Annotated in this window: 27 protein-coding genes, 2 pseudogenes and 1 riboswitch; of the genes and pseudogenes, 19 read left to right on the top strand and 10 right to left on the bottom strand. The window is 42.4% G+C overall.

Going from position 1 to position 25,136, the window contains the following annotated elements; all coding sequences use genetic code 11:
* Positions 1 to 17 precede the first annotated feature (17 nt).
* From M1K46_RS00955 to gvpU, 3 genes are read left to right on the top strand one after another with little or no spacing between them, the layout of a single operon-like run.
* Positions 18 to 323 carry a gas vesicle protein gene (locus M1K46_RS00955; protein WP_053357137.1) on the top strand — a complete coding sequence of 102 codons (306 nt, stop codon included), beginning with the start codon at positions 18 to 20 and terminating at the stop codon, positions 321 to 323.
* A gap of 49 nt (positions 324 to 372) precedes the next feature.
* A complete protein-coding gene (gvpT, locus tag M1K46_RS00950; RefSeq protein WP_256224502.1) occupies positions 373 to 1,239 on the top strand; it encodes a GvpT/GvpP family gas vesicle accessory protein in 867 nt (288 codons plus the stop codon).
* A gap of 14 nt (positions 1,240 to 1,253) precedes the next feature.
* Positions 1,254 to 1,655, top strand: a complete 402-nt coding sequence (gene gvpU, locus M1K46_RS00945) for a gas vesicle accessory protein GvpU (protein ID WP_256224501.1) — start codon at positions 1,254 to 1,256, stop codon at positions 1,653 to 1,655.
* A gap of 324 nt (positions 1,656 to 1,979) precedes the next feature.
* On the opposite strand, the gene M1K46_RS00940 is transcribed toward gvpU, so the two are convergent.
* The 6 genes from M1K46_RS00940 to M1K46_RS00915 form a co-directional block, all read right to left on the bottom strand.
* Positions 1,980 to 3,182, bottom strand: a complete 1,203-nt coding sequence (locus M1K46_RS00940; RefSeq protein WP_256224500.1) for an NAD(P)/FAD-dependent oxidoreductase — start codon at positions 3,180 to 3,182, stop codon at positions 1,980 to 1,982.
* A gap of 193 nt (positions 3,183 to 3,375) precedes the next feature.
* Entirely contained in the window at positions 3,376 to 3,756 is a 381-nt protein-coding gene (locus M1K46_RS00935; RefSeq protein ID WP_256224499.1) for a carboxymuconolactone decarboxylase family protein, read from the bottom strand.
* Between the two features lie 145 nt (positions 3,757 to 3,901).
* A complete protein-coding gene (locus tag M1K46_RS00930) occupies positions 3,902 to 4,069 on the bottom strand; it encodes a hypothetical protein (RefSeq protein ID WP_175501771.1) in 168 nt (55 codons plus the stop codon).
* A 292-nt stretch (positions 4,070 to 4,361) separates the two neighbouring features.
* A complete protein-coding gene (locus M1K46_RS00925) occupies positions 4,362 to 4,655 on the bottom strand; it encodes a putative quinol monooxygenase (protein WP_256224498.1) in 294 nt (97 codons plus the stop codon).
* 33 nt (positions 4,656 to 4,688) lie between these two features.
* Complete coding sequence (locus tag M1K46_RS00920) at positions 4,689 to 5,324, bottom strand: nitroreductase family protein (RefSeq protein ID WP_256224497.1); 636 nt, start codon at positions 5,322 to 5,324, stop codon at positions 4,689 to 4,691.
* Positions 5,325 to 5,373: 49 nt separating this feature from the next.
* A complete protein-coding gene (locus M1K46_RS00915; protein WP_256224496.1) occupies positions 5,374 to 5,808 on the bottom strand; it encodes a MarR family winged helix-turn-helix transcriptional regulator in 435 nt (144 codons plus the stop codon).
* 321 nt (positions 5,809 to 6,129) lie between these two features.
* On the opposite strand from M1K46_RS00915, the gene M1K46_RS00910 reads away from it, so the two are divergent.
* Positions 6,130 to 6,690, top strand: coding sequence for a hypothetical protein (locus tag M1K46_RS00910; protein ID WP_256224494.1), 561 nt, complete (start codon positions 6,130 to 6,132; stop codon positions 6,688 to 6,690).
* On the opposite strand, the gene M1K46_RS00905 is transcribed toward M1K46_RS00910, so the two are convergent.
* Entirely contained in the window at positions 6,674 to 7,009 is a 336-nt protein-coding gene (locus tag M1K46_RS00905) for a YciI family protein (RefSeq protein ID WP_256224492.1), read from the bottom strand. The genes M1K46_RS00910 and M1K46_RS00905 overlap by 17 nt on opposite strands.
* Positions 7,010 to 7,066: 57 nt before the next feature.
* Positions 7,067 to 7,954, bottom strand: a complete 888-nt coding sequence (locus tag M1K46_RS00900; RefSeq protein WP_256224491.1) for a TetR/AcrR family transcriptional regulator — start codon at positions 7,952 to 7,954, stop codon at positions 7,067 to 7,069.
* A gap of 183 nt (positions 7,955 to 8,137) precedes the next feature.
* Between M1K46_RS00900 and M1K46_RS00895 the strand changes: the two genes are divergently transcribed.
* The 9 genes and pseudogenes from M1K46_RS00895 to M1K46_RS00855 all read left to right on the top strand — a co-directional run bounded on the left by M1K46_RS00895 (position 8,138) and on the right by M1K46_RS00855 (position 17,522).
* Positions 8,138 to 11,371, top strand: coding sequence for an efflux RND transporter permease subunit (locus M1K46_RS00895; protein ID WP_256224490.1), 3,234 nt, complete (start codon positions 8,138 to 8,140; stop codon positions 11,369 to 11,371).
* A gap of 102 nt (positions 11,372 to 11,473) precedes the next feature.
* Positions 11,474 to 11,587: pseudogene (locus tag M1K46_RS00890) on the top strand (DNA alkylation repair protein); the annotation flags it as partial.
* Positions 11,588 to 11,854: 267 nt separating this feature from the next.
* Entirely contained in the window at positions 11,855 to 12,826 is a 972-nt protein-coding gene (locus M1K46_RS00885; protein ID WP_256224489.1) for a nuclease-related domain-containing protein, read from the top strand.
* 72 nt (positions 12,827 to 12,898) lie between these two features.
* A complete protein-coding gene (gene purU / locus M1K46_RS00880) occupies positions 12,899 to 13,789 on the top strand; it encodes a formyltetrahydrofolate deformylase (RefSeq protein ID WP_256224488.1) in 891 nt (296 codons plus the stop codon).
* Positions 13,790 to 13,869: 80 nt separating this feature from the next.
* A riboswitch (purine riboswitch) is annotated at positions 13,870 to 13,976 on the top strand.
* A 169-nt stretch (positions 13,977 to 14,145) separates the two neighbouring features.
* On the top strand, positions 14,146 to 15,339 hold the full coding sequence (locus M1K46_RS00875) for a nucleoside transporter C-terminal domain-containing protein (RefSeq protein ID WP_091003070.1): 1,194 nt from the start codon (positions 14,146 to 14,148) through the stop codon (positions 15,337 to 15,339).
* A 140-nt stretch (positions 15,340 to 15,479) separates the two neighbouring features.
* Entirely contained in the window at positions 15,480 to 16,232 is a 753-nt protein-coding gene (locus M1K46_RS00870) for a DUF2087 domain-containing protein (RefSeq protein WP_256224487.1), read from the top strand.
* 20 nt (positions 16,233 to 16,252) lie between these two features.
* Positions 16,253 to 16,609, top strand: a complete 357-nt coding sequence (locus tag M1K46_RS00865) for a GIY-YIG nuclease family protein (RefSeq protein WP_256224486.1) — start codon at positions 16,253 to 16,255, stop codon at positions 16,607 to 16,609.
* Positions 16,606 to 16,856: pseudogene (locus M1K46_RS00860) on the top strand (MATE family efflux transporter); the annotation flags it as partial. The gene M1K46_RS00865 and the pseudogene M1K46_RS00860, both read left to right, overlap by 4 nt.
* Before the next feature lie 60 nt (positions 16,857 to 16,916).
* Positions 16,917 to 17,522 carry a DedA family protein gene (locus tag M1K46_RS00855; protein ID WP_091003074.1) on the top strand — a complete coding sequence of 202 codons (606 nt, stop codon included), beginning with the start codon at positions 16,917 to 16,919 and terminating at the stop codon, positions 17,520 to 17,522.
* Between the two features lie 33 nt (positions 17,523 to 17,555).
* On the opposite strand, the gene M1K46_RS00850 is transcribed toward M1K46_RS00855, so the two are convergent.
* Both M1K46_RS00850 and M1K46_RS00845 read right to left on the bottom strand, forming a co-directional pair.
* Positions 17,556 to 18,491 carry a DMT family transporter gene (locus M1K46_RS00850; RefSeq protein WP_256224485.1) on the bottom strand — a complete coding sequence of 312 codons (936 nt, stop codon included), beginning with the start codon at positions 18,489 to 18,491 and terminating at the stop codon, positions 17,556 to 17,558.
* Entirely contained in the window at positions 18,488 to 18,823 is a 336-nt protein-coding gene (locus M1K46_RS00845; RefSeq protein WP_256224974.1) for a MerR family transcriptional regulator, read from the bottom strand. Before M1K46_RS00845 ends, M1K46_RS00850 begins: the two co-directional genes overlap by 4 nt.
* 333 nt (positions 18,824 to 19,156) lie before the next feature.
* On the opposite strand from M1K46_RS00845, the gene M1K46_RS00840 reads away from it, so the two are divergent.
* The 6 genes from M1K46_RS00840 to M1K46_RS00815 all read left to right on the top strand — a co-directional run bounded on the left by M1K46_RS00840 (position 19,157) and on the right by M1K46_RS00815 (position 24,955).
* Positions 19,157 to 19,501: a DUF3870 domain-containing protein gene (locus M1K46_RS00840; RefSeq protein WP_053357157.1), complete on the top strand. Its 345-nt coding sequence runs from the start codon at positions 19,157 to 19,159 to the stop codon at positions 19,499 to 19,501.
* Positions 19,502 to 19,748: 247 nt separating this feature from the next.
* Entirely contained in the window at positions 19,749 to 20,387 is a 639-nt protein-coding gene (locus tag M1K46_RS00835; protein WP_256224483.1) for a response regulator transcription factor, read from the top strand.
* A gap of 12 nt (positions 20,388 to 20,399) precedes the next feature.
* On the top strand, positions 20,400 to 21,500 hold the full coding sequence (locus tag M1K46_RS00830; protein WP_256224482.1) for a sensor histidine kinase: 1,101 nt from the start codon (positions 20,400 to 20,402) through the stop codon (positions 21,498 to 21,500).
* Between the two features lie 159 nt (positions 21,501 to 21,659).
* Positions 21,660 to 22,595 carry an ABC transporter ATP-binding protein gene (locus M1K46_RS00825; RefSeq protein ID WP_091003083.1) on the top strand — a complete coding sequence of 312 codons (936 nt, stop codon included), beginning with the start codon at positions 21,660 to 21,662 and terminating at the stop codon, positions 22,593 to 22,595.
* A gap of 92 nt (positions 22,596 to 22,687) precedes the next feature.
* Complete coding sequence (locus M1K46_RS00820; protein WP_256224481.1) at positions 22,688 to 23,809, top strand: ABC transporter permease; 1,122 nt, start codon at positions 22,688 to 22,690, stop codon at positions 23,807 to 23,809.
* Positions 23,810 to 24,955 carry an ABC transporter permease gene (locus tag M1K46_RS00815; RefSeq protein ID WP_256224480.1) on the top strand — a complete coding sequence of 382 codons (1,146 nt, stop codon included), beginning with the start codon at positions 23,810 to 23,812 and terminating at the stop codon, positions 24,953 to 24,955.
* Positions 24,956 to 25,136: the final 181 nt, after the last annotated feature.

The raw sequence follows: 25,136 nt of genomic DNA, 5'->3' as shown, positions 1-25,136 counted from the left end.
ATTAGGGAGTGATAAAAATGGCAGTACAGCATCCTGCAGAGTCCAGTACAATAGTCGATGTATTAGAAAAGATACTGGATAAAGGGGTTGTCATTGCTGGGGATATAACGGTTGGTATCGCTGATGTAGAGTTGCTAACCATTAAAATCCGCCTGATTGTTGCCTCTGTAGATAAAGCAAAAGAAATCGGCATGGACTGGTGGGAGAATGATCCTTATCTATCCTCCAAGGCTTCAGAGGGCACCCGAAAATTGGAAGAGGAAAACAAAGAATTAATGGAGCGAGTCCGACTTTTAGAACAGAATGCAGGGAGCAATGATTGACTTTCAATCATTCCAATAAAGTATACGATATTAGAGGAGGAAAAATTAAATGGCTACTAATAAAACTGAAAATACCCAAATTGAAAATCAACCGGTGGAACAGAAGAAAAAGTTAAGTCCCGTAAATAGAACACTCGTAGGAGGAGTTGTAGGTGCTACTGTAGGATTACTTGCTACCCCGAAAACAGGAAAGAAATTATTAGCTGGTATAGAAAAAGCCAACCTGAAAGACAAAGGGAAAAATCTAGGCAAGGCAGCTAAAGAAAAGCTAAGCGGCTTTAAAGAAACCGGGGTTGCACAATCTCAGCAAGCTGCTGCAGGTCTAAAAGAAAAAACATCCAGTTTATTTAAGAAAAATAAGAACCAGGATAACGATCAAAGCGAAGAAACAGATGTTACAAACGAAGACCAAAATCAAGATAATGGAAATAACGAAAACAAACAGTATCAATCACTCGAAGATGAAAATAAGAAACTAAGTGAACGATTGGAAATGTTAGAACAGAAATTGCAGCAAATGGTTGATGCAAGTGAGGAAAAGGATGAAGAAAAAGATAAAAAAGATAAAAAGAAAAAGAAGAAAAAGCAAGATAAAGAAGAGCAATTAGAGCTGGATAATGAAGAGGATGAAGAAGAAGAAGACGTAAACAATGTAAATGAAGACGAAGATGATGAGGAAGAAGAGGAAGAGGAAGACGAACAAGAGGAAGATGAGGAAGAAGACGTAAACAATGTAAATGAAGACGAAGAAGATGAGGAAGAAGAGGAAGACGACGAAGAGGAAAAGAAGCCTGCAAAGAAAGCAACAAAATCAAAAACCAAAAAGACACCTGCAAAGAATAAGAATTCAAAGAAAGCAAAAAGCAGCAAATCAGAGACATCTCTTTCCAGCAATGACGATACATCTTCGAAATAAGAGGAGGATATTTGATGAGTTCAACCACGTCATCCCAATCTAAAGACAGCATACTTGAATTTTTTGTGAAGGCATGCAATAAACATGGGTTTTCATTAGATATTACGTTAAATGTCAAAGGGGCTGTCGTTACAGGCACAACGATCACCGCTCAAGAATACTTCGAAACGCTGGCTGAAACGTTTGAGGATGGAAACGAGATCGCTCAGGAGATAGGCGAGCGCCTTGTTAAAGCCGGTGGGGCGGCAGAAGACGACAATAACAACAGCGGTATTAATTTCATTCATTTAAAGAACACACGAGTGTTTTGTGGTGATAGTAATTCAACTCCATCTAAGGGGAAAATTCTTTGGAGGGGAAAGTTGGATCAAGTTGATGGATTTTTCCTCGGAAGAATTTCTGACAGTAAAAGTTAAAGTAATAATGCTTAAATAAATCAAATAGAAAGGCTCTTTTCTAAAAGATTGTTGCTTTGGGAATCTTTTTGTAAATAGGCTTCATTGACAAGTTGATTGGAGTGCAAGGTGCGAGACTCCTGCGGGGGAAGCGGACAGGTGAGACCCACAGGCGCTTGCGCCGAGGAGGCTCAGCGCACGCCCCGCGGAAAGCGAGCATCCTGAAACGGAAATCAATTACTCTCAAAAGCAACAAAGGTTACGAAAACAGCCAATAGAAATGTTTAAAAACCAGTTAACTTATAAATATAGTTAACTGGTTTTATTCTAGTTTTAAAAATTATATTACCGATCCAGTTTTACAAGTTTCGCATCTTCATTTGGATGGTCCAAAATCAAATCTCTAATAATATGAGAGCCAAGCATGCTGTATACGGTTCCGTTTCCTCCATACCCAAGCAGATAGTACTGGCGGTTTTTATGAGGATGCTTTCCGATGAATGGAAGGTTATCGAGGGATTCACCGAAACTTGCCCCCCAGGCGTAGGCAATCTTTATAGGGAGATGAGGAAACAGCTTTATAAGCTCCTGCTGAATCCGCTCTGCACGGTTGGCGATCCATTCTTCACTTTGAGGCGCTTCAGGCTTATCTTCATCCAATCCGCCTGCAATGATGCGATGATCAACGGTTGTCCTCATATAAAGGTAAGGTCGTTTCGTTTCCCAGATCATTGCGTTATCTTCCCAGGAAGACAAATCTTCAATCGGTTCAGTCGCGATCGCATAGGATCGGTTGATGTCTGATCCGATTTTTTCATTAATAGGGATTGTGTCATATCCTGTTGCATAAATCAAATGGGATGCTGAGAATGTGCCGATGGAGGTGTGCAGCAGAATGCCGTCATCTTGTTCTTCTGCCTCTTTAGCTTCCACATTTTCAAACAAATGAATGCCTTTTTGCTCCAAATGTTCCAAGATCCCCTGAATAAAGCGGTAAGGATTGACTTCGGCATCTCCATGCGTAATTAAAGCCCCCGGTTTTTCAAATGGCAAATGCTCTTTCATGTCCTCTTTGGTCCAATATTCAGCAGGAAAGCCATGCTTGATTAAGACCTCATATTCCTTTTGCAGCTTTTGAACATGTTCCTCAATGCTCGCATAGCAAATGCTTTTTCGTTTGATCAAATCTACTTCACAGGGAAGTGTCTCAGCTACCTCTTTCAGCTGGTCTACTGCTTTCTGGCAAAGCTTATAAAAGTGCACGGCTTGATCCTCGCCAATCTGATCAATCAGCTCATGAAGCATAATATCATTTGAAAATTGAAGAAGGCCTGTGTTGGCAGAAGAACTGCCCGCAGCCATCTCCCTCTTATCCACAATGGCAATATGCAAACCTTCCTGTGCGAGAGTAAACGCCGTTAGAGCGCCGGACATGCCGCCGCCAACGATTACTGCATCATAATGTGTGTCGATTTCCTGTCTTCCTTTTATGGTCTTCTCACCGTCTAGCGTGGTGGGCCAAAAAAGGCTGCCGTTATGCAAGTCCATATCTTTTCCTCCCGAAATTACTGCGTATATAGTACTTTTACCCTATATACTTAGTGAGTTAAACAGAGAGTAGTTGGAAGATATAACATGAGTGTAAATGTGAGAAGGCCAACTGTATTTAAAAATTTCATGACCAAACCTCTTTCATGACTTTAAATAAAAGGAGCCGTTGCTAAGTAACGGCTCCATCAAATTACTGTTCTTTAGCTGCTGAAACCGCAGAAACACCACGCTGAGCGAATACTCTCTTCGCTACTGCAAGAGCGTTAAGTATACGAGGGAATCCAGTATACGGAATGAGTTGAATGAAGCTTTCTACAATTTCAACGGGAGTCAGCCCAGCTGTCAGCCCGGTATTAACATGAAGTTCAAGCTGTGGTTCAGTACCTTGGGTAACAAGTGAGGCAATCGTGATTTGTGCCCGCTGTTTATTGGTTAAACCTGAACGTGAGTAAATATCGCCGTATCCAAATTCAATGATAAATTTTGCTGCGTCTGAAGCAATATCTTTTAGGTCATCAGAAATTTTTAAATGAGTAGAAATCCCCTTGTTTTCAGTTAACGTATACTCCATTCAATTCCTCCTGAAATAATAATTGCTTAACAAGACCTACTTTATCTCACATCGATTCATGCGTAAAATACATAGTAATTATAGGAAGTATTCGTTTTGGGAATGATACTATTCTAAAAAAGACCTGTTCTAGTCGGCAGGTCTTTTACAATCTTCTTTTCAAATCTTCAACTTCTTTCTCCAAGTGATGAATCTTTTTGTTCAGGTCATCATTGGGTGCAGTGATCTTTTTTGTAATAAGAATGATTGTACCGATCAGCACGACAAGTCCGCCGATCATCGCAATCATGAAAAATAAATACAAATCTGACATTAAAACAGCTCCTTTAAATGTTCACACTTTAACATTATTATAACTGTAATGATATGTATAATTCTCTGGGTTTTTCACTGATCTACTATTTGCTGGGGTTTTCTGTGCAGGGGATCGGACAGTATTTTCTGCAATATCAAAACATCTTCCATATTTAAAGAAGTCCGTTTCAAGCAGAAACGAAAAAATGCAAGCTATCTTAATTCCTTTTTTGTCGAAAATCAACAATATGCTTTAACTAAGCCTAAACAAAAGTAAAAAATCATGGGCATTGATTTGCCCATGATTTTTATTATTTAATCTGTTTTCCGTTAAACACTTTAAGTTCCATTGGACGGCTGAGATATTCAGGCGCTTTTGCAACGAAGGAAGTGAAGTGTTCGCTTTTATTGTGAGCATCTACTGCTTCTAGATCCTGCCACACTTCCACCATCATGTAGGCATGTTCTTCTGCTGTATCTTTGAACAGTTCGTAAGAGATATTGCCGCTTTCCGCTTTTGAAGCTGAGATAAGCTGCTGAATCCCGTTTACAAATTCCTCTTCTTTTGCTGCATTAACATAATTTTTTGCGTGAATAATGATCATTCTTATTCATCCCTTCGTTTTTTTATATAAAATTTATTTCCACTCCGCCACTTCTTCAACAGGAAGACGAACAGACGGATACCCAGTATTCGCTGCTTTACCGATGGAGATCAGCATAACCGGAACGTAACGGTCTTTATCCAATCCAAAAGCTTCAGAAATTTTATCTTTCTCATAACCGCCGATGGGGCATGTATCATAGCCATGGGCACGTGCGGCAAGCATAAGATTCATGGATACGAGGCCGCCATCGATTAATACTGTCTCCTTATTTACCTCAGGATCAAGAGTATCAAAGTGAGCGGTGAGTCTGCCCATCATTTGTTCCTTTACATCTTGCGGCATGTAGCCAAGCTCAACGGCTTTGCTGTAGATTTCTTCACCTTTATCGAAGTTGTTCAAATCTCCGAATACAGCAATCATGGCAGATGAAGTTTCCACTTGAGAGTTATTAAAACGAGCAAGCGGAGCGAGCGTTGCTTTTGCTTCATCACTTTCAATCACAAGAAAACGCCATGGCTGCATGTTGACAGAAGAAGGTGCCATTGTAGCTTTATTAAGGATTTCTGTCATCTCTTCCTTGCTGATTTTAACGGATGGATCGTAATAGCGAATAGAACGGCGTCCAGTCACGATATCATTAAAGTTATTCACTAATGTTGTATTCATGGATAGATTCCCCTTTTTACTTATGATGTCTGTCTAAGGTGTCAAAAGGCTAACCTTCAATCTGGTCAGCGTTATGCTGCATGCGTTTAAGCATATCTAAAAGAACTGGAAGCTCTTCCTCTTTAAAATCTTTCAAAAGGTTAGAGACAAATTGATCTCTTTCTTTTCTGTAGGCAATGATTTCATTGCGGCCTTGATCGGTAAGGCTGACGAGCGTTACTCGGTTATCCTTGGGATTCTTCCGCCTTGCGACCATCCCTGAGATTTCAAGCTGTTTTAAGTGCCTCGTGACAGCAGCACTGTCAATATTGACCTCTTTTTGAAGGGTGGTCTGGCTGATCTCCTCCACTTCATATAGACGATGAAGGAGCTCAAGCCGGGACTGGCTGATTCCTGTACATCGTTCAAATTTCGGGCTGATCTGGTTGTGAAGCTCCCGTAATGTATAGGCGATATGCGTTTTTGTAGCACATGATTGGTTCAAGTAAATCTCCTCTTTCGTCATTAAAAGAATGATTGACCGGTTAATATTTGACACCTCAATGATTGATGCGTCAATTAATATAACGCGGTTGTAAGAAAAAATCAAGGACATAGCTCAAATCTTTAAAACTTAAGGTTTGATTAAGGTTCGTCAAGTAGACTCTGTGTATACCTTGAAAAAATACAAAGTAGAAATGACTTTAATGATATAGGAGTGGTGAACGATGAATAAAAAGGTGAGTGGTCCGTAATCTCTGTCAGCATCCTTGCATTCTTCACGTTTGGCGGACTGGTTGCAAAAAATCAAAACACAGGGACGGCAGTGCAGAATAACCCGTCACAAGGTAGTGGCAGACAAGACATTCAAGATGATATTAACGATCAGGGTGATTCCTCGGCGTTTACGGACGGGCAGCAGCAAAGCGATGATTTCAGCCAGGGAGAAGGCCAGTCTTCGGATTGGGGACAAGATCAGTTTCAGCAGGGAGCACAATTGCTTATTTTGTTTATTTCGAGGATCATAGAATCGCTGTCGGTGGGGATTCCACGCTATATGAAAAACTGGAGTAGGGACGATCGCGACTTACATGCTGCTCATCGTTATCCTCACTTCAGATTTTATGAAAGTGATCGGCAAGTCCGTCTGGAAGAAAACGCATTACCTTGTGTTTTTGCTTTGGCTCCTTTCATTTCTGCACGGCATACTTTTGGGAACGAAATCTTCTGCAAATTGGGCTCCATTCTTTTATTGGAGAACCTTTGCTTTTATTATTTGCGGCACCCTATATTTAGGAGCAGCGATGACTCGGTCGAAGAAACCTCGCAGCAGCCATTGAAAAGACCCGCCAAATCGGCAGGTCTTTTTATTATGCATTTTGATTAAGTTTTAGAAAGTTTTCGTTCAACAAGTCAATTTTGTAAGGGAAAAGTTCAGCGGTCATGACTCCTTCTTTTACTGCAGGATCACTTTCCATCATCGTTCTGGCTTCCTCTTCCGTATCAGCAAGCAAAATGACAATGCCGAACGTGGTTTCATCCATGTTTAGGGTCCGGCCGGCCATAATGAGTTTATCTGCCATCTTTAACTCCTGCAGTGCTTGAAAGTGATCTGATACGATGCTTTTCTCTTTTTCAGTCCAATTGATTTCATCTACTAATCGCGGAATCAATTTTAACGTATAAATAAATTGTTTTTGCGTCATTTAGAGGCTCCTTATATTCAATTTCTTCGTATGTCTTTAGTCCTTCTTTATTTGGAATTAAAGAAGCTCAATTCCCATAATCCTCGCAATGTCTTTCCTGTCATTCTCCAATTCCTTTACCCCTTTCAGGTTGGCAAGCATGCCCTGGAATACCATCTTGTTCGGATGTGTTTTTTCATTTTCACTCAGCAAGAATTCGATGACACTTTTCAGCTCGTCCCTTTTTTCAGCGGGTAGTGGGAGTTTATCCAGCGTTTTCCCCATGTTTAAAAGCTTTTGATGAATGGTATCCTGTAGAGATTGTTCCGTATGGAGATGAAGGCGGGAAAACAGGTTTTCTAAGTTCTTCATCGAAATCATCGTGGACTTCGTTTTCTGCAAACCGGCAACGATGTCATCCAATCTTTGAAGCAAAAATTCGGCCAGTGCTTCTGGCTGGAGAAGCTGATCATCAAAAATAAAAATACGAATGTATGTGTTTTGAAGACCCTGAGCCATCAAAATTAAATCCCCCAAATGAGGAGTAATTTCTTCTCCGTACAAAGAAAGCAGGTTTGTTTCCAGCCATTTCATCGATCTATATTGTGTTTTCAGCATGTGCTTCCGCATCTCTTCATTGATCGTTGAATTCTGTTCTCTAAAATGCATGATAATGAAGTTTTTATGTTCTGTGAATGAAGTAAACAATGCGACCATTTGCTTTTTTATTGTTTCGCGGGGAGGAAGATTTTGTTCCCCGATTTCTGAGATCTTTTGACTGATTTTATCGTTGTAGTAATGGAATAGGGCAATCATCAATTCTTCCTTAGAGGAAAAATAATTATAAAAAGCCCCTTTTGACATCCCGGCATGATCGGTGATGTCCTGAATGGATGTTGAATGAAATCCTTTTTCCGCAAATAAGGCAATCGCCGACTCAATGATTTCTACTTTTCTCTGTTTCATCCCTTACCTCCAAGTAAACGTCTGATTCTATTATCTTAAGTACATATTTTTTCGTCAATTGAAGCTATTATTATTTCTTGCATTCAGGGGAACGGTCCTTTATATTTATATCTATTATGACCGTTCATTTATATTATACCACAACCCGACTGGTCAGTCATGCGTTTGAAAGGAGAAGAAAGAATGAGTTCAATCATCAGGTTCTGTCTGAAGAATAAATTTGCCGTATGGCTTTTAACGCTGCTTGTTGTTGCAGCTGGCTTGTATTCTGGTTTGAATATGAAACTGGAAACGATGCCTAATATCAATACACCGGTCGTCACAGTATCCGCGGTATATCCGGGTGCTACTCCAGAAGAGGTAGCTGACAAGGTGACCGTGCCGATTGAGCAGAAGGTGAAGAATTTATCGGGTGTTGATTCCGTAAGTTCCTCTTCATATCAAAATATCTCTTCTGTCCAGATCGAATACAATTTTGACAAGGACATGGAAAAGGCGAAGGGAGAGGTGCAAGAGGCTCTTGCCAACATCAGTCTTCCTGATTCAGTCGATGACCCGAAAGTATCCCGTCAAAGCTTTAATGAATTTCCGATTTTATCATTAAGTGTTTCGGATAAAGATAAATCACTGAAGGACTTGACCAAAGTGGTAGAAGATGATGTCGTACCAAGACTTGAAGGAGTTGAAGGTGTTTCCTCTGTCCAGGTTGCAGGCCAGAACGTTGAGGAAGTTCAGTTAGACTTCAAACAAGATAGATTAAAAGAAAAAGGTCTGACAGAAGATACGGTCAAGCGGTTCATTCAGGGTGCCAATTCTTCCATGCCGCTCGGACTGTACAACTTTAACAACAAAGAAAAATCTGTAGTTGTCGATGGTAAGATCACAACCATCAAGGAACTGAAGAACCTTGAGATTCCGGTGACTTCTCCTGCTCCAGAATCAGGGGCGGGCAATGCACAGCAGGCAGGAAAGAGTCCTTCAGCTACTTCAGGTGGAACTGGCGGACAAAGTGCCGGAACAGCTGCCGGGCAAGGGGCACAGCAAGGCGCACCTGGTGCTGGTCAACAAGGTTCACCAGCAGCCGGTTCGGCACCACAACAAGCACAGCCTTCAGAGCTGCCGACTGTTAAATTAAAAGATATCGCGTCGATCAAGTCGGTAGGAAAAGCAGAATCGATCTCCAGAACGAATGGCCATGAATCCATTGGCGTTCAGATCGTTAAATCTGCGGATGCCAACACGGTTAATGTGGCAGACGATGTAAAAAAAGAATTGAAACAAATCAAAAAGGATCACCCTGGATTGAAAACCGTTAATGTGTTCGACCAGGCAACACCAATCAAAGAGTCAGTCAGCACGATGCTGAACAAAGCGCTGATCGGCGGATTGTTCGCCGTGATTATCATCCTGCTTTTCTTACGGAATATCCGTTCAACAGTGATCGCGGTCATCTCGATCCCTCTTTCGTTGCTAATGGCCATTCTTGCACTGAAGCAGATGGATATAACGCTCAACATCATGACCCTCGGTGCCATGACGGTTGCCATCGGCCGGGTAGTCGATGACTCGATCGTCGTTATCGAAAACATCTACCGCCGGATGTCACTAACAGGCGAACGCATCAAAGGCAAGGAACTGATCACATCAGCAACACGTGAGATGTTTATCCCAATCATGTCATCAACAATTGTCACTATCGCAGTATTCCTGCCGCTCGGCCTCGTTAAAGGACCTGTCGGAGAGCTCTTCCTGCCGTTTGCTTTAACGATTGTTTTCGCCCTCGTGGCATCCCTGATCGTGGCCATTACGGTCGTTCCGGCTTTTGCAGATTCCTTGTTTAAAAAGGGGTTGAAGAACAAGAAGGAAGTCGGCCACGATAAACCGGGTGCACTTGCAGGCCTTTATAAAAGAGTTCTGAACTGGTCGCTCAACCATAAATTTTTTTCATTCGGGCTGGCCATCCTTCTGCTAGCCGGAAGTTTGTTCCTTGTTCCGAAGATCGGCGTCAGCTTTCTGCCATCCGATGATCAGAAGATGGTCATCGCAACGTTCAATCCAGAACCAGGGCAGACGAGAAAAGATGTGGAAAAAGAATCTCTTAAAGCTGAAAAATTGCTCATCGACCGTAAACATGTGAAGACGATCCAGTATTCCGTTGGCGGTGAGAACCCGATGAATCCGGCAGCGAGTAACCAGGCTATGTTCTTTATGGAGTATGACAAAGATACCCCGAACTTTGAAAAAGAGCAGAAGCGTGTTATTGATGACCTGCAGGGAACTACGAACAAAGGGGAATGGAAGGCACAAGACTTTGGAGCTACAGGCGGAAGCAATAAGCTGGAGGTTCAAGTCTATGGAAACAACATCAAGGACATTAAGCCTGTCACTGAAAAAGTCCAGAACATCATGGACGATAAGAATTCCTTGAGAAATGTGGATTCCAGCCTGTCCAAATCGTACCAGGAATACACGATTGCCGCTGATCAGAAAAAGCTGAGCAAGCTCGGTCTGACCGCCAGCCAAATCGGCATGGAACTGAATGATTCCGGTGATAAATCAGCGCTGACGACGCTGAAAAAAGACGGCAAGGACATTAACGTCTATGTAAAAGTAGACAAAAGCAAATACAAAGACATTAACGACCTAACCGCTAAAAAGCTGCAATCCGCAACTGGAAAAGAAGTGGCCATCAGTGACGTAGCGAAAGTGAAAAAAGGCGAAACCGCAGACACGGTTACACGCAAAGACGATAAGATCTATGCGAGTGTCAGCGGAGACGTCACCAGCAAAAACGTAAACAAAGTATCTGCAGATGTGAAGAAAGAAATCGATAAGCTTGATCTTCCTAATGGTGTAGACGTGAAGATGGGCGGGGTAACCGAGGATATCAATGAGTCCTTCAGCCAGCTGGGACTTGCGATGCTTGCAGCGATTGCGATCGTTTATTTTGTACTCGTCGTAACGTTCGGCGGTGCATTGGCGCCATTCGCCATCCTGTTCTCATTGCCGTTTACTTTAATCGGTGCACTTGTCGCTCTTTATATCTCTGGTGAAAGTATTAGTATCTCTGCTATGATTGGTGCTTTGATGCTCATCGGTATCGTTGTAACGAATGCGATCGTGCTGATTGACCGCGTCATCCACAAGGAGAACGAAGGCCTGACCACACGTGAAGCATTGCTTGAAGCAGGAGCTACCCGTTTGCGTCCGATCCTGATGACTGCTCTGGCAACCATTGGAGCCTTGATTCCGCTTGCGCTCGGATTTGAAGGCGGCGGCTTAATCTCCAAAGGCCTTGGCGTGACCGTTATCGGCGGTCTTACAAGTTCAACACTGCTGACTCTTGTGATCGTACCGGTCGTATACGAGTTCTTGATGAAGCTGACACGAAGAAACAAAAAAGAAGCAGCTGAATAATTATTGGTCATGAGCGGGCTTGCCGATTGAGGCGGGCCTGCTTTTTTGTGGAGGATTATTTAATGGAGGGGGAGAATTAATGGAAGTGGAAGGCGATGAGAAATGAACGTTGAGGAAATGATGAACAAGTTAGAGGAACTTGGGACAGAGCAGACGAAGAAAACGTTTTTACGTCATGGAGCAAAAGAGCCTCACTTGTATTTGTTAGGGGTGAGGGAGTGCTGTGGTTGGGGAGGAGGTGGGAGGTGGGCGCAAATGAATGTAGCGAAAACGGTCGAACGGTGTCGAGGTTATCCTGTTCGATAATAAAATGACCGATATCAATAATAAAATTGAGTTTTCGATAATAAATTAAGTTTATCGATAATAAAAATTCATTTTCGATAATATATGCTTCGGGGGGTTCGCAAACAAGTTTTAACAGGCTAAAATCAGTAGTTCTTAACCCAAAAATGACATAAAAAATCAAAAGGAGTAATGAAAATGATCGTTAAAAAGCGGAATCGCCCGCTGAACATTCAAAAATTACAGGCTTTATTGAGAAGATTGCCAAAAAATCATCCAAAAATCCCTCTCATTCAAGAAACGCTCGCGAAACATACAGCTGGCTATAGAGGAGAGCACTCCATAGATTATCCCCTAAGCTTTTTATCCCCGCAAAATTACTATATAGTGCATGACCTCCGATTACCCCATAATGAATATCACTTTCAGATCGACACCCTGCTCATATCCCAGTATTATCTCTTCATTTTAGAGGTGAAGAATATAGCTGGAACTTTATTTTTTGACCAGGACTTCCACCAGCTGATCCGAACTTTAGACGACAAAATAGAAGTCTTTCCTGATCCCATCCTCCAAGTCAAACGTCACAAAGTTCAGCTTACCTCATGGCTTAAAAAGCATAAACTCCCCGATATTCCTATAGAAACTCTTGTAGTTATCAGCAACCCTAATTCCCAAATTCAAACTTCTCCTCCACATCAGCAATACGTCCGCCAAAAGGTTATCCACCGCAATGCTCTCCCGTTTAAAATTAACCAGATTGAAGAACGCTACAAAGAAGAAAGGTTAACGATAAAACAACTTAAAAAAATGATCCGTCTTCTACTAAAACAACACTCGTCATCTAATTCGCCAATTCTGGAGCAGTTCAATATTAAGTTAGAAGAAATAAAAAAAGGAGTTCAATGCCCAGAATGCCTTTTAATCCCAATTTTAAGAGTTCATGGCACATGGCACTGCCTTGAGTGCTTACATTATACAAAGAATGCTCATCTTCAAGCTCTAAAGGATTACAGTTACCTCATTAATCCTACTATCACTAACAGTGCAGCAAGAGATTTTCTTCAACTATCTTCCATCCCCCAAACCACACGTTTATTACACTCCTTAAAACTGGATTTTGAAGGCGATAATAAAGGAAGAACCTACCATCTCACCTTCGAAGACTAGCCCCAACCCCTCGCATCATTTCCCTTTTTCCTCACAATCCCGTATACTCAGATATTAAAAAGACAGAGGAGAATGGAGAGCATGCAAAAGAGTGAAAACGTACTAAACAGCAACAAAGGAAGGCTGTTGGTCAGCTGTCCGGACAAGCCGGGAATTGTGGCGGCCGTTTCGCAGTTTTTATATAGGCAGGGAGCGAATATCGTGGAATCCAATCAATATTCGACGGATCCGGCGGGCGGCACATTTTTTATGCGTATCGAGTTTGAATGTGAAGATTTGGGCGAAAACGCTCCAAATCTAAAAGAGGCTTTCACCGCAATCGCCGAAAATTTCGAAATGGACTGGCGCCTCTCGCTGGCATCCCAACTGAAGAAGACGGCTATCTTTGTTTCAAAAGAACCACACTGTCTGCTCGAGCTGTTGTGGGAGTATCAGAGCGGAGAACTAGACGCGGAAATTGCCCTTGTGGTCAGCAATCATGAGGATTCAAGAACGCTTGTCGAATCGCTCGGCATACCCTACCATTACATACCGGCCAACAAGGACATCCGTAAAGAAGTGGAAGAGAAACAGCTGCAGCTTTTGGAAGAGTATCAAATTGAGCTTATCGTCCTCGCACGTTACATGCAGATTTTGACGCCGGATTTTGTATCGAAGCACCCGAACCGGATCATCAATATTCATCACTCCTTCCTGCCGGCGTTTATTGGTGCCAAGCCGTATGAACGGGCGTACGGAAGGGGAGTGAAACTGATTGGTGCGACCTCTCACTATGTGACCAACGATTTGGACGAAGGTCCGATCATTGAGCAGGGAGTGGAGCGGGTCAGCCATCATCATAATGCGGAGGATCTGAAAAGAATCGGCCGTTCCGTTGAGCGCAGTGTACTTGCCCGGGCGGTAAACTGGCATCTGCAGGACCGGGTGATTGTTCACGAAAACAAGACGATTGTTTTTCATTAATTCGAAATTATTTTTAAAATAAAACTTTTTGTCCCTCCATTGTAAAAAGAATGTTGATATATTAAAATGACCTTTATTCCTAAAAATTAAAATAGTATCCTTGTATAATATCAGTACAATCAATCGGTCTGATAGTTTCTACCTGGCAGCCGTCAAATGCCGGACTACAGGGAAGCGTGAAATTTTAAAGAGTCTCGATCTCAACACGGAGCAAGACCGATCACTTTTCCGGACATTGCTCTGCTGTATGACAACGTGTATTGCTCTTATTTTCATGCTTTCTGTCCAATTTGGCTGAAAGTAGGGAAATAAGGGCATTTTATATACGGAAAAACATACAACGGGAGTGGTTGGACTTGTATTTTTTGATGAATCTGTTAGGTGTGCTGGTTGTGGTCGGAGTTGTTTATTTATGTTCTCCGAATCGAAAGAACGTAAAATGGAAATCCATTGGGATTCTTTTTGCGGTTGAATTGCTCATTACGTGGTTTATGCTTGGTACAAAAATTGGAACAAAAGTGATTGATCAGTTTGCGTCATTTTTTTCTTGGCTCATTGCCTGTGCAAACGACGGAACGGCCTTTGTATTTCCTTCCGTTATGGCAAATAAGAACATCGATTTCTTCTTTAGTGCTCTTCTTCCTATTATTTTCGTCGTTACGTTCTTTGATATTCTTTCTTATTTTGGAATCTTAACGTGGATTATCGATAAGGTTGGCTGGGTCATCTCAAAAATTTCAGGGCTTCCGAAGCTTGAAAGCTTTTTCTCCATCCAGATGATGTTCCTTGGAAATACAGAAGCACTCGCGGTGATCCGCCAGCAGCTGGTCGTGCTCAAACAACACAGGCTGCTTACGTTCGGACTGATGAGCATGAGCAGTATCAGCGGTTCCATTATTGGAGCGTATTTGACGATGGTGCCGGCAACATATGTGTTTGCGGCTATTCCTCTCAACTGTTTGAATGCCTTGCTGCTCGCAAGCATTCTGCATCCGGTAGACGTGGCAAAAGAGGAAGATGTCGTCTATGTTCCGCCAAAAGAAGAGAAGAAGGATTTCTTCTCTACGATCTCTAACAGTATGCTTGTCGGGATTCGCATGGTCATTGTCATCCTTGCGATGGTGATCGGTTACGTGGCGCTGACGTCCGCTTTGAACGGGATCCTTGGATTCTTTATCAATGGACTTACGATTCAAAAAATCTTCTCGCTCATCTTCAGCCCGTTTGCCTTTTTACTAGGGCTTCCGGTTCATGATGCAATGTATGTCGCAAAATTGATGGGAATAAAGCTGGCGACCAATGAGTTTGTGGCGATGATGGACTTGAAAAATCAGCTTAAAAACTTGCCTCCGCATACGATTGCTGTTGCGACAACGTTCTTAACATCGTTTGCGAACTTCAGTACAGTTGGTATGATCTACGGAACGTACAACTCCATTTTAGGAGAAGAAAAATCAACGATCATAGGCAAAAACGTCTGGAAGCTGCTCGTCAGCGGAATGGCCGTATCACTGCTGAGTGCGATGCTTGTCGGATTGTTTGTTTGGTAATATATATAAAACCTTCTGGAAACGCGTTTTCCGGAAGGTTTTTTGTTTTGAATTTTTTTACATTAAATTTATTGACGAATAACAAACAAAATAATATTATGTTTGTAAATAAATAAACTTTTATAGGGGTTGTTTGTAATATGTCGATATCGGATTTGTTTTGGGAAGCGTCATTGGAAGATTTGAAAAAGGGTTATGTAGAAGAAGATCATCATTTTGTTTGCCTCTTATGCGGGAACACCATTGAAAAAGGCATCATCTATCCTGAAAATGATGTACTTTACGAAGCGGAAAAATATATGACTCTTCATATCGGCTCTGAGCACGGTTCCGTTTTCGAGTACCTGATCGGACTAAATAAAAAACTGACAGGCTTAACCGATCACCAGAACCGGCTTCTCCGGCTTTTTTATGAAGGGAAAAGCGATGAGGAAATCAAGCAGGAAATGGAGGTTGGCAGCACGTCAACCATCAGGAACCACCGTTTTGTGCTGAAAGAAAAAGAGCGCCAGGCGAAAATGCTGCTGACGATGATGGAGCTGCTGAAGGAAAAGGATCAGCACGCGCCCCCCATGATCGCAACCCATCAGACAGCGACCATGATTGATGCCCGGTATAACGTGACAAAAGAAGAGAAGGAGAAGATGGTGAAAAAATACTTTATTGAAGGATCGATGGCATTAAAAACATTTCCGTCAAAAGAAAAGCAAAAGCTTGTTGTTCTGCGGGAAATCACTTCATTATTTTCTTCAGATACAACGTACACCGAAAAAGACGTTAATGAAATCTTGAAGACGGTTTATCATGACTACGTTACTTTGAGAAGATATATGGTTGCCTATGGATTTTTGGATCGGAAAAATGATGGAAGCTCGTATTGGCTGAAAAAATAAAACGAAAGAAGGAATATGTTTTGGACAGGAAAAAAGAATTGAAGCAACAATACATGGAAACAAAGATTGAAGCGGGTGTTTACCTGATCAGGAACACCGCCAATCAAAAAATCTTTATAGGAAGCACGAGAAACTTAAAAACGATCAATGGGAAAAGATTTGAGCTGGAGCAAGGCAGCAGCATGAACAAGACACTCCAAGAAGAATGGAATGAGTTCGGTAAAGACGGCTTTGAATTTGAAGTGCTTGAGGTTCTAGAGAAGAAGGACGATGGATATTTTAATGAGAAAAAAGCACTTGAAAAACTGGAATACAAATGGCTGCAGGAGCTTAAGCCGTTTGGAGGCCGGGGATACAATAAGGAGAAACCGCAATGAATGAAGCGATAAAAGAGAATTCTTCACAGATGACGGTAATGAAGCCGATGCTCCTGTTTCTCGTACTGCTTTTCAGCAATGTTATGCAATCGATCGGGCAGCTGGTCGGGATGGTGATTATCGGGAGATGTCTGGGAGTGGACAGCGTGGCTGCCATCTCTGCTTTTTTTCCATTGTTCTTTTGCTGATTTCTTTTGTGATTGGAATCGGCTCAGGAAGCTCCATCCTGAACAAAAACCTCTTTGGATGAAACCAAAGAGGTTTTGTTTCGTAGTAGTTAGTGGAATGCTTGTTTCAGGAGGTTTACATGCAGAATTGGATTACAGACATTATTGAACAATTTGGCTATTTCGGCGTCTTTTTGATGATCGCCCTTGAAAATATTTTCCCGCCCATTCCCTCTGAAGTCATTCTGACGTTCAGCGGTATGATGACGTCTTTCTCTAAACTCTCGGTGTGGGGAGTCATTTTGGCAGCGACGGCAGGCTCGGTTTTTGGAGCTGCTGTTCTTTTCAAAGTGGGTACGTATCTTGATGTTTCACGCCTTGAAAAAATTGTAGACCGCTGGGGAAAAGTCCTGCGGTTAAAAAGAGAAGACATTTATAAAGCAGATTCCTGGTTTGATAAATATGGGTATTGGGCCGTTCTTCTGTGCCGGCTCGTTCCCCTTATCCGAAGCCTTATTTCGATTCCGGCGGGGATGTCGGGCATGAGGTTCAGTCTTTTCCTGCTGTTTACGACGATCGGCACACTCGTGTGGAACACGATTCTCGTTTATGTCGGAGCAGCGTTCGGGCGCAATTGGGAACAGGTCGTTCAGTTCATGGACATCTATTCCAACATCATGTACGCTCTGCTGGCTGCTGGGCTGTTGGTGTTCGTCCTTTTATTTATGAAAAAAAGAAGAAAGTAATAAAGCTGTCCGCCATTTGAGCGGACAGCTTGTTTATTTTGTCTTTGCTGCTTCGGGATAGACGTGGGACTCTGTTTTTGGATTGAACAGCGAAAGAACTCCAGAACTGGTAAGTACGCCTAAAATTACACATCCGACTCCAAGCAGCTGAGGGTAGGTGATAGATGTCCCAGTCATGGCGGATATGATCATCGTAACCACAGGAACAAGGTTGAAAAATAGGGAGGTCTTGCCGGCTCCAATTTTTCTGATACCAAGGTTCCACCATAAATAGCCAAGTACGGTCGTACATACGGCCATAAAAAGAATAGCTCCCCAGCCTCCAAGCGGAATGTGAGGTGTTTCGGCCGGTGGTCTTGAAAACAAAGAGACAGCAATTAATGCGGCAGCACCGATCAGCATCGGATATGCCGTTGTTTCAAGAGAAGAGCTGTCTTTCATCCATTTCCGTCCCAGCACTCCATAGCTTGCCCAGCAGAGGTTTCCTCCCAGGATGATAAGATCTCCTTTAGAAAAGGATAGGCTCATTAACGTTTCCAAGGAGCCTTGCGTGATGACTAAAACGACGCCAATAAAGGCAAACCCAGTTCCGGCCATGCGCTGTTTTGTCAGTTTTTCTTTTAGCAGGAACAGTGCTAAAACCGACGTCAAAATAGGGTTGGTGCCCATGATAAGCGCTCCATTGATCGGTGACGTATATTTCAATCCCGTGAAAAACAAAGTGTTAAAGCCGAACACTCCGATGATGCCGAGAGCCGCATAAGCCGCTAAATTCCGGGATAGCGTTGTTTTCTTCACACCTTCACTAACGATTAAAATCAGAAAAAGCACGATTGCAGCGATACCAAAGCGCCAGGCGGCTGCCGAGGCCGGTGAAAAATACCCTACTGCATACTTGCCGAGATTAAACGTAGCTCCGGTAAACACCGCAAAACCAAGCAGCATGAGATAGACTGAGAGATTTTTCATTTTTTCGCTTCCTCTTCCAATAACGTGTGATACGTTTGAAGCTTCTCCCTGGTGACTTCCATAATGGCTTCCAATTCCCGTTTTTTGTTCTCCATGTTTTTTAGATGTTTTTCTAGGATGTCCACTCTTTTCGTCAGTGTAGGAGCGGGCTTGTAATCGGGATCTTCTTCCAAACTGTCCCAAATGCAGCCATCCTGTACAAACTCTTTTACCTCTTCCAATGGCATGCCAGTATCCTTCAGGCTTTTTAAAAACTTGATGAACGCAATATCTTTTGCTGAATACAGACGCTTATGGCCATTCTTCCTTCCAGGTGCCGGCAGCAAGCCCAGCTTTTCATAGTAACGCAGTGTATAGGCACTGATGCCGGTATCCGGGCTGCTTCACTGATCGTGTACATAACCAATCATCCCTTTCTTTCACTTTCTTAAAGCTTACAACTTAGAGCTGGCTCTAAGTCAATTGGATATTTGGAAAAAAATAAAAATAGGCAATGGTTTTGGGGTTGAGAATTTGTGGTAAATTGCTTTGATTAGCCAAATCAGTGTCTCCCGAAATTTTTATTTTGGGTACATATATATTTTTCAGGTTTACCCCGTAAGATAGCACATAAGGTTTGTTGCAGCAGTAAAAACAAATCACAGATAAAAGAGGGGTCTGGCGAAATGACTGAATTAACGAGGATGAAGACTGTGCTCGTAACGGGGTATGCGAAAGCGCCGCATGGAAATTATATGTTTGAAGTCTGCAAGACATCGGGCATCGTCATGGAAATCGATACGGAGACCAATATGATCGTCAATGCTGAGTTTACGTTTGCCACGGAGCTGGCACGCGATTTTCTGAGAAGGGTCATCGTCAATTATAATTTAGCACAGGGGATCGACGGATTGATCCAGAGAATCGAAGACTATTATTATACCCCTTCCACACCTTCCGTCATCATGGCAGTCAAAGCCGCCCATAAACGGTATTTAGAGAAAATGAGATATTCCCAAGCGGCAACCTGATCCTTAAACCTTCAAACCTATTAAATGGGTAGCGAACTGTACTGATCGGCTGTGTACTCATGTTTATTGTTCTGGGCATTTCAGAACTTCAGAAGTTGTTTTAATATAGAGTAGAAAGGGCTTGTCCATTCGGATGGGCTCTTTTTTTATTCGTGAAGAGGTTTTTGGTAAAATAAAGCCAATTAGAAGAAGGAAGAAAGTTTAAACAGAAGGATGTGAGCAGCGGAACGTATTCTGCTGAATAAAAATGAAAATTAAAATTATCATTGCGGATGACAATTCCTTTATTCGAGAAGGAATGAAAATCATATTAAGCACGTATGGAGATTTTGAAGTGCTTGCTACCGTTAATGACGGTAAGGAAGCCGTTGATTTTTGCAAAAATAATGAAGTGGATGTTGCCCTTCTTGATGTGCGGATGCCGAACATGAACGGTGTGGAGGCGACAAAATTCATCGCAGAACATACGTCGTGCAAACCCATGATCCTGACCACCTTTGATGATGACGAATATATATTTGACGCTATAAAAAACGGTGCAAAAGGCTATTTGTTAAAAAACACAGAGCCTGAACGGATTCGCGATGCCATTAAGAGTGTCTATCACGGCAACACGGTAATGCAGGATGTCGTTCTGGAAAAATTGAAATCGAATATCGATGGAAGCAAAAAGGCAGAGACAAAAATTGATGCTAGTCTTTTTACCGAACGCGAGATGGGAATCATGGCGCTCATCGCCAAGGGGTTCTCCAATAAATCCATCGCAAAGCAGCTTTTTATCTCAGAAGGAACCGTCGCCAACTATATTACCTCTATATTAGGAAAAACAGGTCTGGAGCATCGAACTCAGATTGCTATTTACTATTTAACAGGATCTGTGGAGTAAGTGGTAGAAACAATGGAGCTATGGATCATTTACACCAAGCTGATCGTCGTGCTTTTTCTTGCGGCCAGCTATGCCCGCATGAATGTGGAAAATCTGCCGTGGATCATATTTTGTCTCCTCTTATACGTGAGCTTAAATATCATCATGTATATCTTCAGCCGCGAGAAGTTCCAGCAAACGGTTCTGCTTGTTTCAATTCTGATGACCTGCCTTGCCTTTTATTATGTGGATCCGCTGTTTATTTTGCTTTTGCCATTAAATCTATATGAGCTGGCCTCACCATATTTCAAAACGAAATGGCTGCTGCTGGCTCTGGGTCTAATTCCGGTTTTGTATCTGCCTCAAAATAAATACTTATTTGGGTTGGTTTCTGCCTTCACCTTTGTTGTACATATGATGACCACCCGCTATACAGAAAAACTGATTCAGTATGAAAGTAAGCTGGACAAGGTCAGGCATGATATGCAGCGTCTGACGTCAAGCCTCAATGAAAATCAGGAGTATATCAAGCAATCTGAATATACGCATCGGCTAGAGGAGCGGAACCGCATCTCACAGCAGATCCATGACAGTATCGGCCACTCCATGACTGGTGCATTGATACAGATGGAAGCAGCAAAGAGCTTGATGGGAATGGATACGGGGAAAGCGAAAGAACTCTTGCAGAATGCCATCGTCATCTCGAAAAAGGGAATTGAAGATATACGAATTACCTTGAAAAATATGAAGCCCCCCACTGAACAGATGGGGGTTCAGCGAATGAAACTGATGATTGAAGAGTTTTCGTTAAAGCACCGGATCAAGGCTCCTTTCGTATACAAAGGAAATATGGACATGATTACTCCTATCCAGTGGAAGATTATCGCGGAGAACGTGACCGAGGCGCTTACGAATTCCATGAAATATGGCAAACCGACGGAAATATCGATCGAGATTCATGTACTGAACCGCATGATCAAAGCGGAGGTCAGGGACAATGGAAGAGGAGCTGTTAAAGTGGTAAAAGGGCTTGGAATCATGGGGATGGAAGAGAGAACAGCCTCTGTCAACGGAACGATTATTGTGGACGGAACAAACGGTTTCTCTGTTACCACGCTGCTTCCTATAGGCTAAGTGAAGAGCCTCATATACATGGGAACAAATCGGATTCTTCGTAAGCCCATTTTTCCTAAATAGTGAAGATTCTCATGTGAAAAGAGTGAACTAATGCACTGACGTTGGTTCACTCTTTTTCCGTATAATGACAATATAAAGAATACATGAGGTGAGATGATGAACGTTTTAGAAATCAATAACCTGACAAAAAAATTCGGTGACTTCATCGCTGTAGACAATATGTCCTTAACCATTAAAGAAGGTGAAATTTTCGGGTTCCTCGGTTCGAACGGAGCCGGAAAAAGTACAACGATCAACATGATTGCAGGTTTGTTAAGAAGCAATGAAGGAGAAATCAAAATCCTTGGCAAGAACATTGCAAACAACAGCAAGTTCGCAAAGATGAACATCGGCATCGTACCACAGGATCTGGCCATCTATGAAGATATGACAGCCTATGAAAATATACGTTTCTTCGCAGGACTTTACGGACTCCGCGGTGCAGAACTCAAAGACCGGGTAGAGGAAGCACTCGAGTTTGTCGGCTTGCTTGATAAACAAAAAAACTTTCCAAAGAACTTTTCCGGCGGGATGAAACGAAGGCTGAACATCGCCTGTGCCATCGCGCACCGTCCGAAACTGATCATCATGGATGAACCGACGGTCGGGATTGATCCACAATCCAGGAACTATATTTTGAACTCTGTCAGAAAACTGAACGAGATGGGATGCACCGTTATTTACACGAGTCACTATATGGAGGAAGTCGAGGAAATCTGTACCCGAATCGCCATCGTCGACCATGGGAAAGTGATAGCGGAAGGCACAAAAGAACAGCTGAAAGCCATCATTACAGACACGAAAGACATCTGGGTCGATGTAAAATCAAATGAAAATATTGAAGAAAACATATTAAAAGACATCAACGGGGTAAACACGGTGCAGGTTGAAGAGAACATCGTTAAAATCAATTCTCAAGCCGAAGTCAGCAACTTAAATAAAATCATTCAATATTTTATCAACCGGGAAATCGAAATCCGCTCACTGCAAGAACAGGCACCTAACCTGGAAACCGTCTTCCTCACCCTAACCGGAAGGAATTTGAGAGATTAAGGAAAATTGGCGTTAGCCAATTATTCCTACCTTTAATTAACTCTAAAAAGCTATGAACTTCTTTACAAAAATAACTAAGGAGGACTTCCCCCTTGAACATATTTAACATTGCACTTCATCATTTAAAAATCAGCATCAGGGATACCAGAACGTTGATTTTCATGCTGGCATTTCCGATCGTGATGATGCTGGTTCTTGGCTCTGCTTTATCCAATGCGTTTGATAACAATATCAAGATTGATAAAATGCAAGTCCTTTATAAAGAAACCGGGGACACCAGCTTCTCCCCGTATTTTAAAGAATTTACGAAGGCTGCCAAAAAAGAAGATATTTATTTTTATAAAGCTCCTGACAAAATGGATGGAAAAAAAGAAGTAAAACAGAACCGCTATGATGCTTATGTGGAAGTTTCCAATAAAGGCTTAACCTTTTACGGAAGTGAACGAAACAGCATTGAGAGCAGCATTGTTCAAGGAATGCTGACAGCTTTTGCAGATAAATACAATCTCGTCAGCCAAGTGGCTAAAGTGAAGCCGGATCAGACACAGACGGTGCTCGCCAGCGGTACACCGGGCGATTACGTAAAAGAGAAGTCATTGAACGCCAATAAAGCACCGGGATCAATGGATTATTATGCGGTGGCTGTAACAACGATGATCGCTTTGTACGGGGCGATGGGGGCATCCTTTTTGCTCAGGGGAGAGAGAACACGAAATACAGCGGTACGTTTGGCAACCGCACCGATCACCAAGGCTGAAATTTTTCTCGGGAAAATTATCGGAAGCATTGTACTAAACCTGCTATCTCTTCTTCTCATTGTCACTGTGAGTTCCTTGCTGTTTAACGCAAACTGGGGGGAGCATCTCGGCCTGGTCATTGTCATATTACTGTCTGAAGTTTTCCTTGCCGTAAGTTTCGGCCTTGGGGTCAGTTACATGGCAAAAACCGGTGAGGCTTCCAGGACGATCATCCTCATTGTTGTTCAGCTCGCTTCCTTCTTCGGCGGGGCTTATTTTAAAATCGATAATCCCGATGGCTTCATGAAGCTGGTTACGAACCTTTCACCGCTGACTTGGGCAAATTCAGCCATCAATAAAATTATCTATAATAATGATCTTGCTGCTTCACTGCAGGTTATTGGATTAAATCTCGGGGTAGCTGTCATCTTTTTAACCATTGCCATTGTTGCTTTCAAACGACGGGAGGGCTTTTAAGTGAAAGAGATTCTTTGGCTCATAACAAATTCTCTGCGCTCCATCATTAAAAATAAAAGAAAGCTGTTCACCTACCTATTTGTACCGCTGATCGGTATTCTCATTGGAATTGCGGCGTATGGCGACACAGGTCCCGCTACCATGCATGCTGGCGTCGTTAACCAAGATAATGGGGAAATTGCCAATGACACGGTTAAATTTGTCGACGGATTAACCAATGTAAAAGTGAAAAACATTAGCTCTTCAGAAGTGAAAGATCAAATTGCTTCAGGAAAGCTTGACTGTGTTATTGTCCTGAATTCGGGCTTCTCAAACAGTGTGCTGAACGGCAAACCTGATCACATTGAAATCGTATCCATCAAAGGGGCAACCATTACTGGTTTTGTGAAAACCTATGTGAATAACTATTTGTCTAACATCGCTTCCTTAAGCAAGGCAGCTGGCGGAGATCAAGCTGCGTTTCAAAAAATGTATGACCAGTACCGTGCATCAGACTTTCAAGTTTCAGCTCATTCACTCAAAGATACTTCAAAAAATAATGATATAACGAATCAGACGGTCGGTTTTCTTATCATGATCATGCTTTCATGTGCGGGCGGATTATCTGAAATTATCCTTCAGGAAAAAGAAAACAGAACCTATCTGCGGTTAATGTCAACACCGATTAACAGCCGAAAATACGTTTTCTCAAATGTGGTTGTTAACATGATCATTATGACGGTACAGATCTTAATTACACTAACGTTTATGACTCAAGTGTTCCATATTTCTACGGGGATCCCGTTCTTGACGATGGTAGAAATATTAATGATTTTCGCTCTTGCAGGTGTTGGATTATCGCTTGTCATCACTGCATTTGCATCGACCACGACTTCAGCTGGAGCACTGCAAAATTTGATCATGACACCATCGTGTCTGTTGGCTGGCTGCTTCTGGCCAGTGGAGATCATGCCGAAGACGCTGCAAAAAATAGCAGATTTTCTTCCTCAGCGATGGCTGCTGGACACATTTACCCAGCTGCAAAAAGGCCATTCGCTAAGGAGTCTTTCACTGAACATCGCCATTCTTTTCGCTTTCGCATTAGCCTTCTTCATGATTGCGATCTATAAGTTCAGCCGCGGCAATAATGTAAGGAACTTTATATAATAAAAAGCTCTGTTAGTAAATGTTGTTGATTTTTGGTAGGGGTGATTGAAGCGCCATCTGAAAAAGCAGAAGGGTATAAGCAAGCTTTTTCCCATCTGCTTTTCGAGCGCTTCATTTGTTTCACAAATCAGCCGGCTCTTATCATCGCCAGCTATCACCCCTTTTTCATGGAGAAAAAGAC

The sequence above is a fragment of the Fictibacillus sp. WQ 8-8 genome (assembly GCF_024494405.1).
In the GTDB taxonomy this organism is placed as follows: domain Bacteria; phylum Bacillota; class Bacilli; order Bacillales; family Fictibacillaceae; genus Fictibacillus_C; species Fictibacillus_C marinisediminis.
This window is presented reverse-complemented; position numbering and strand designations above follow the sequence as displayed.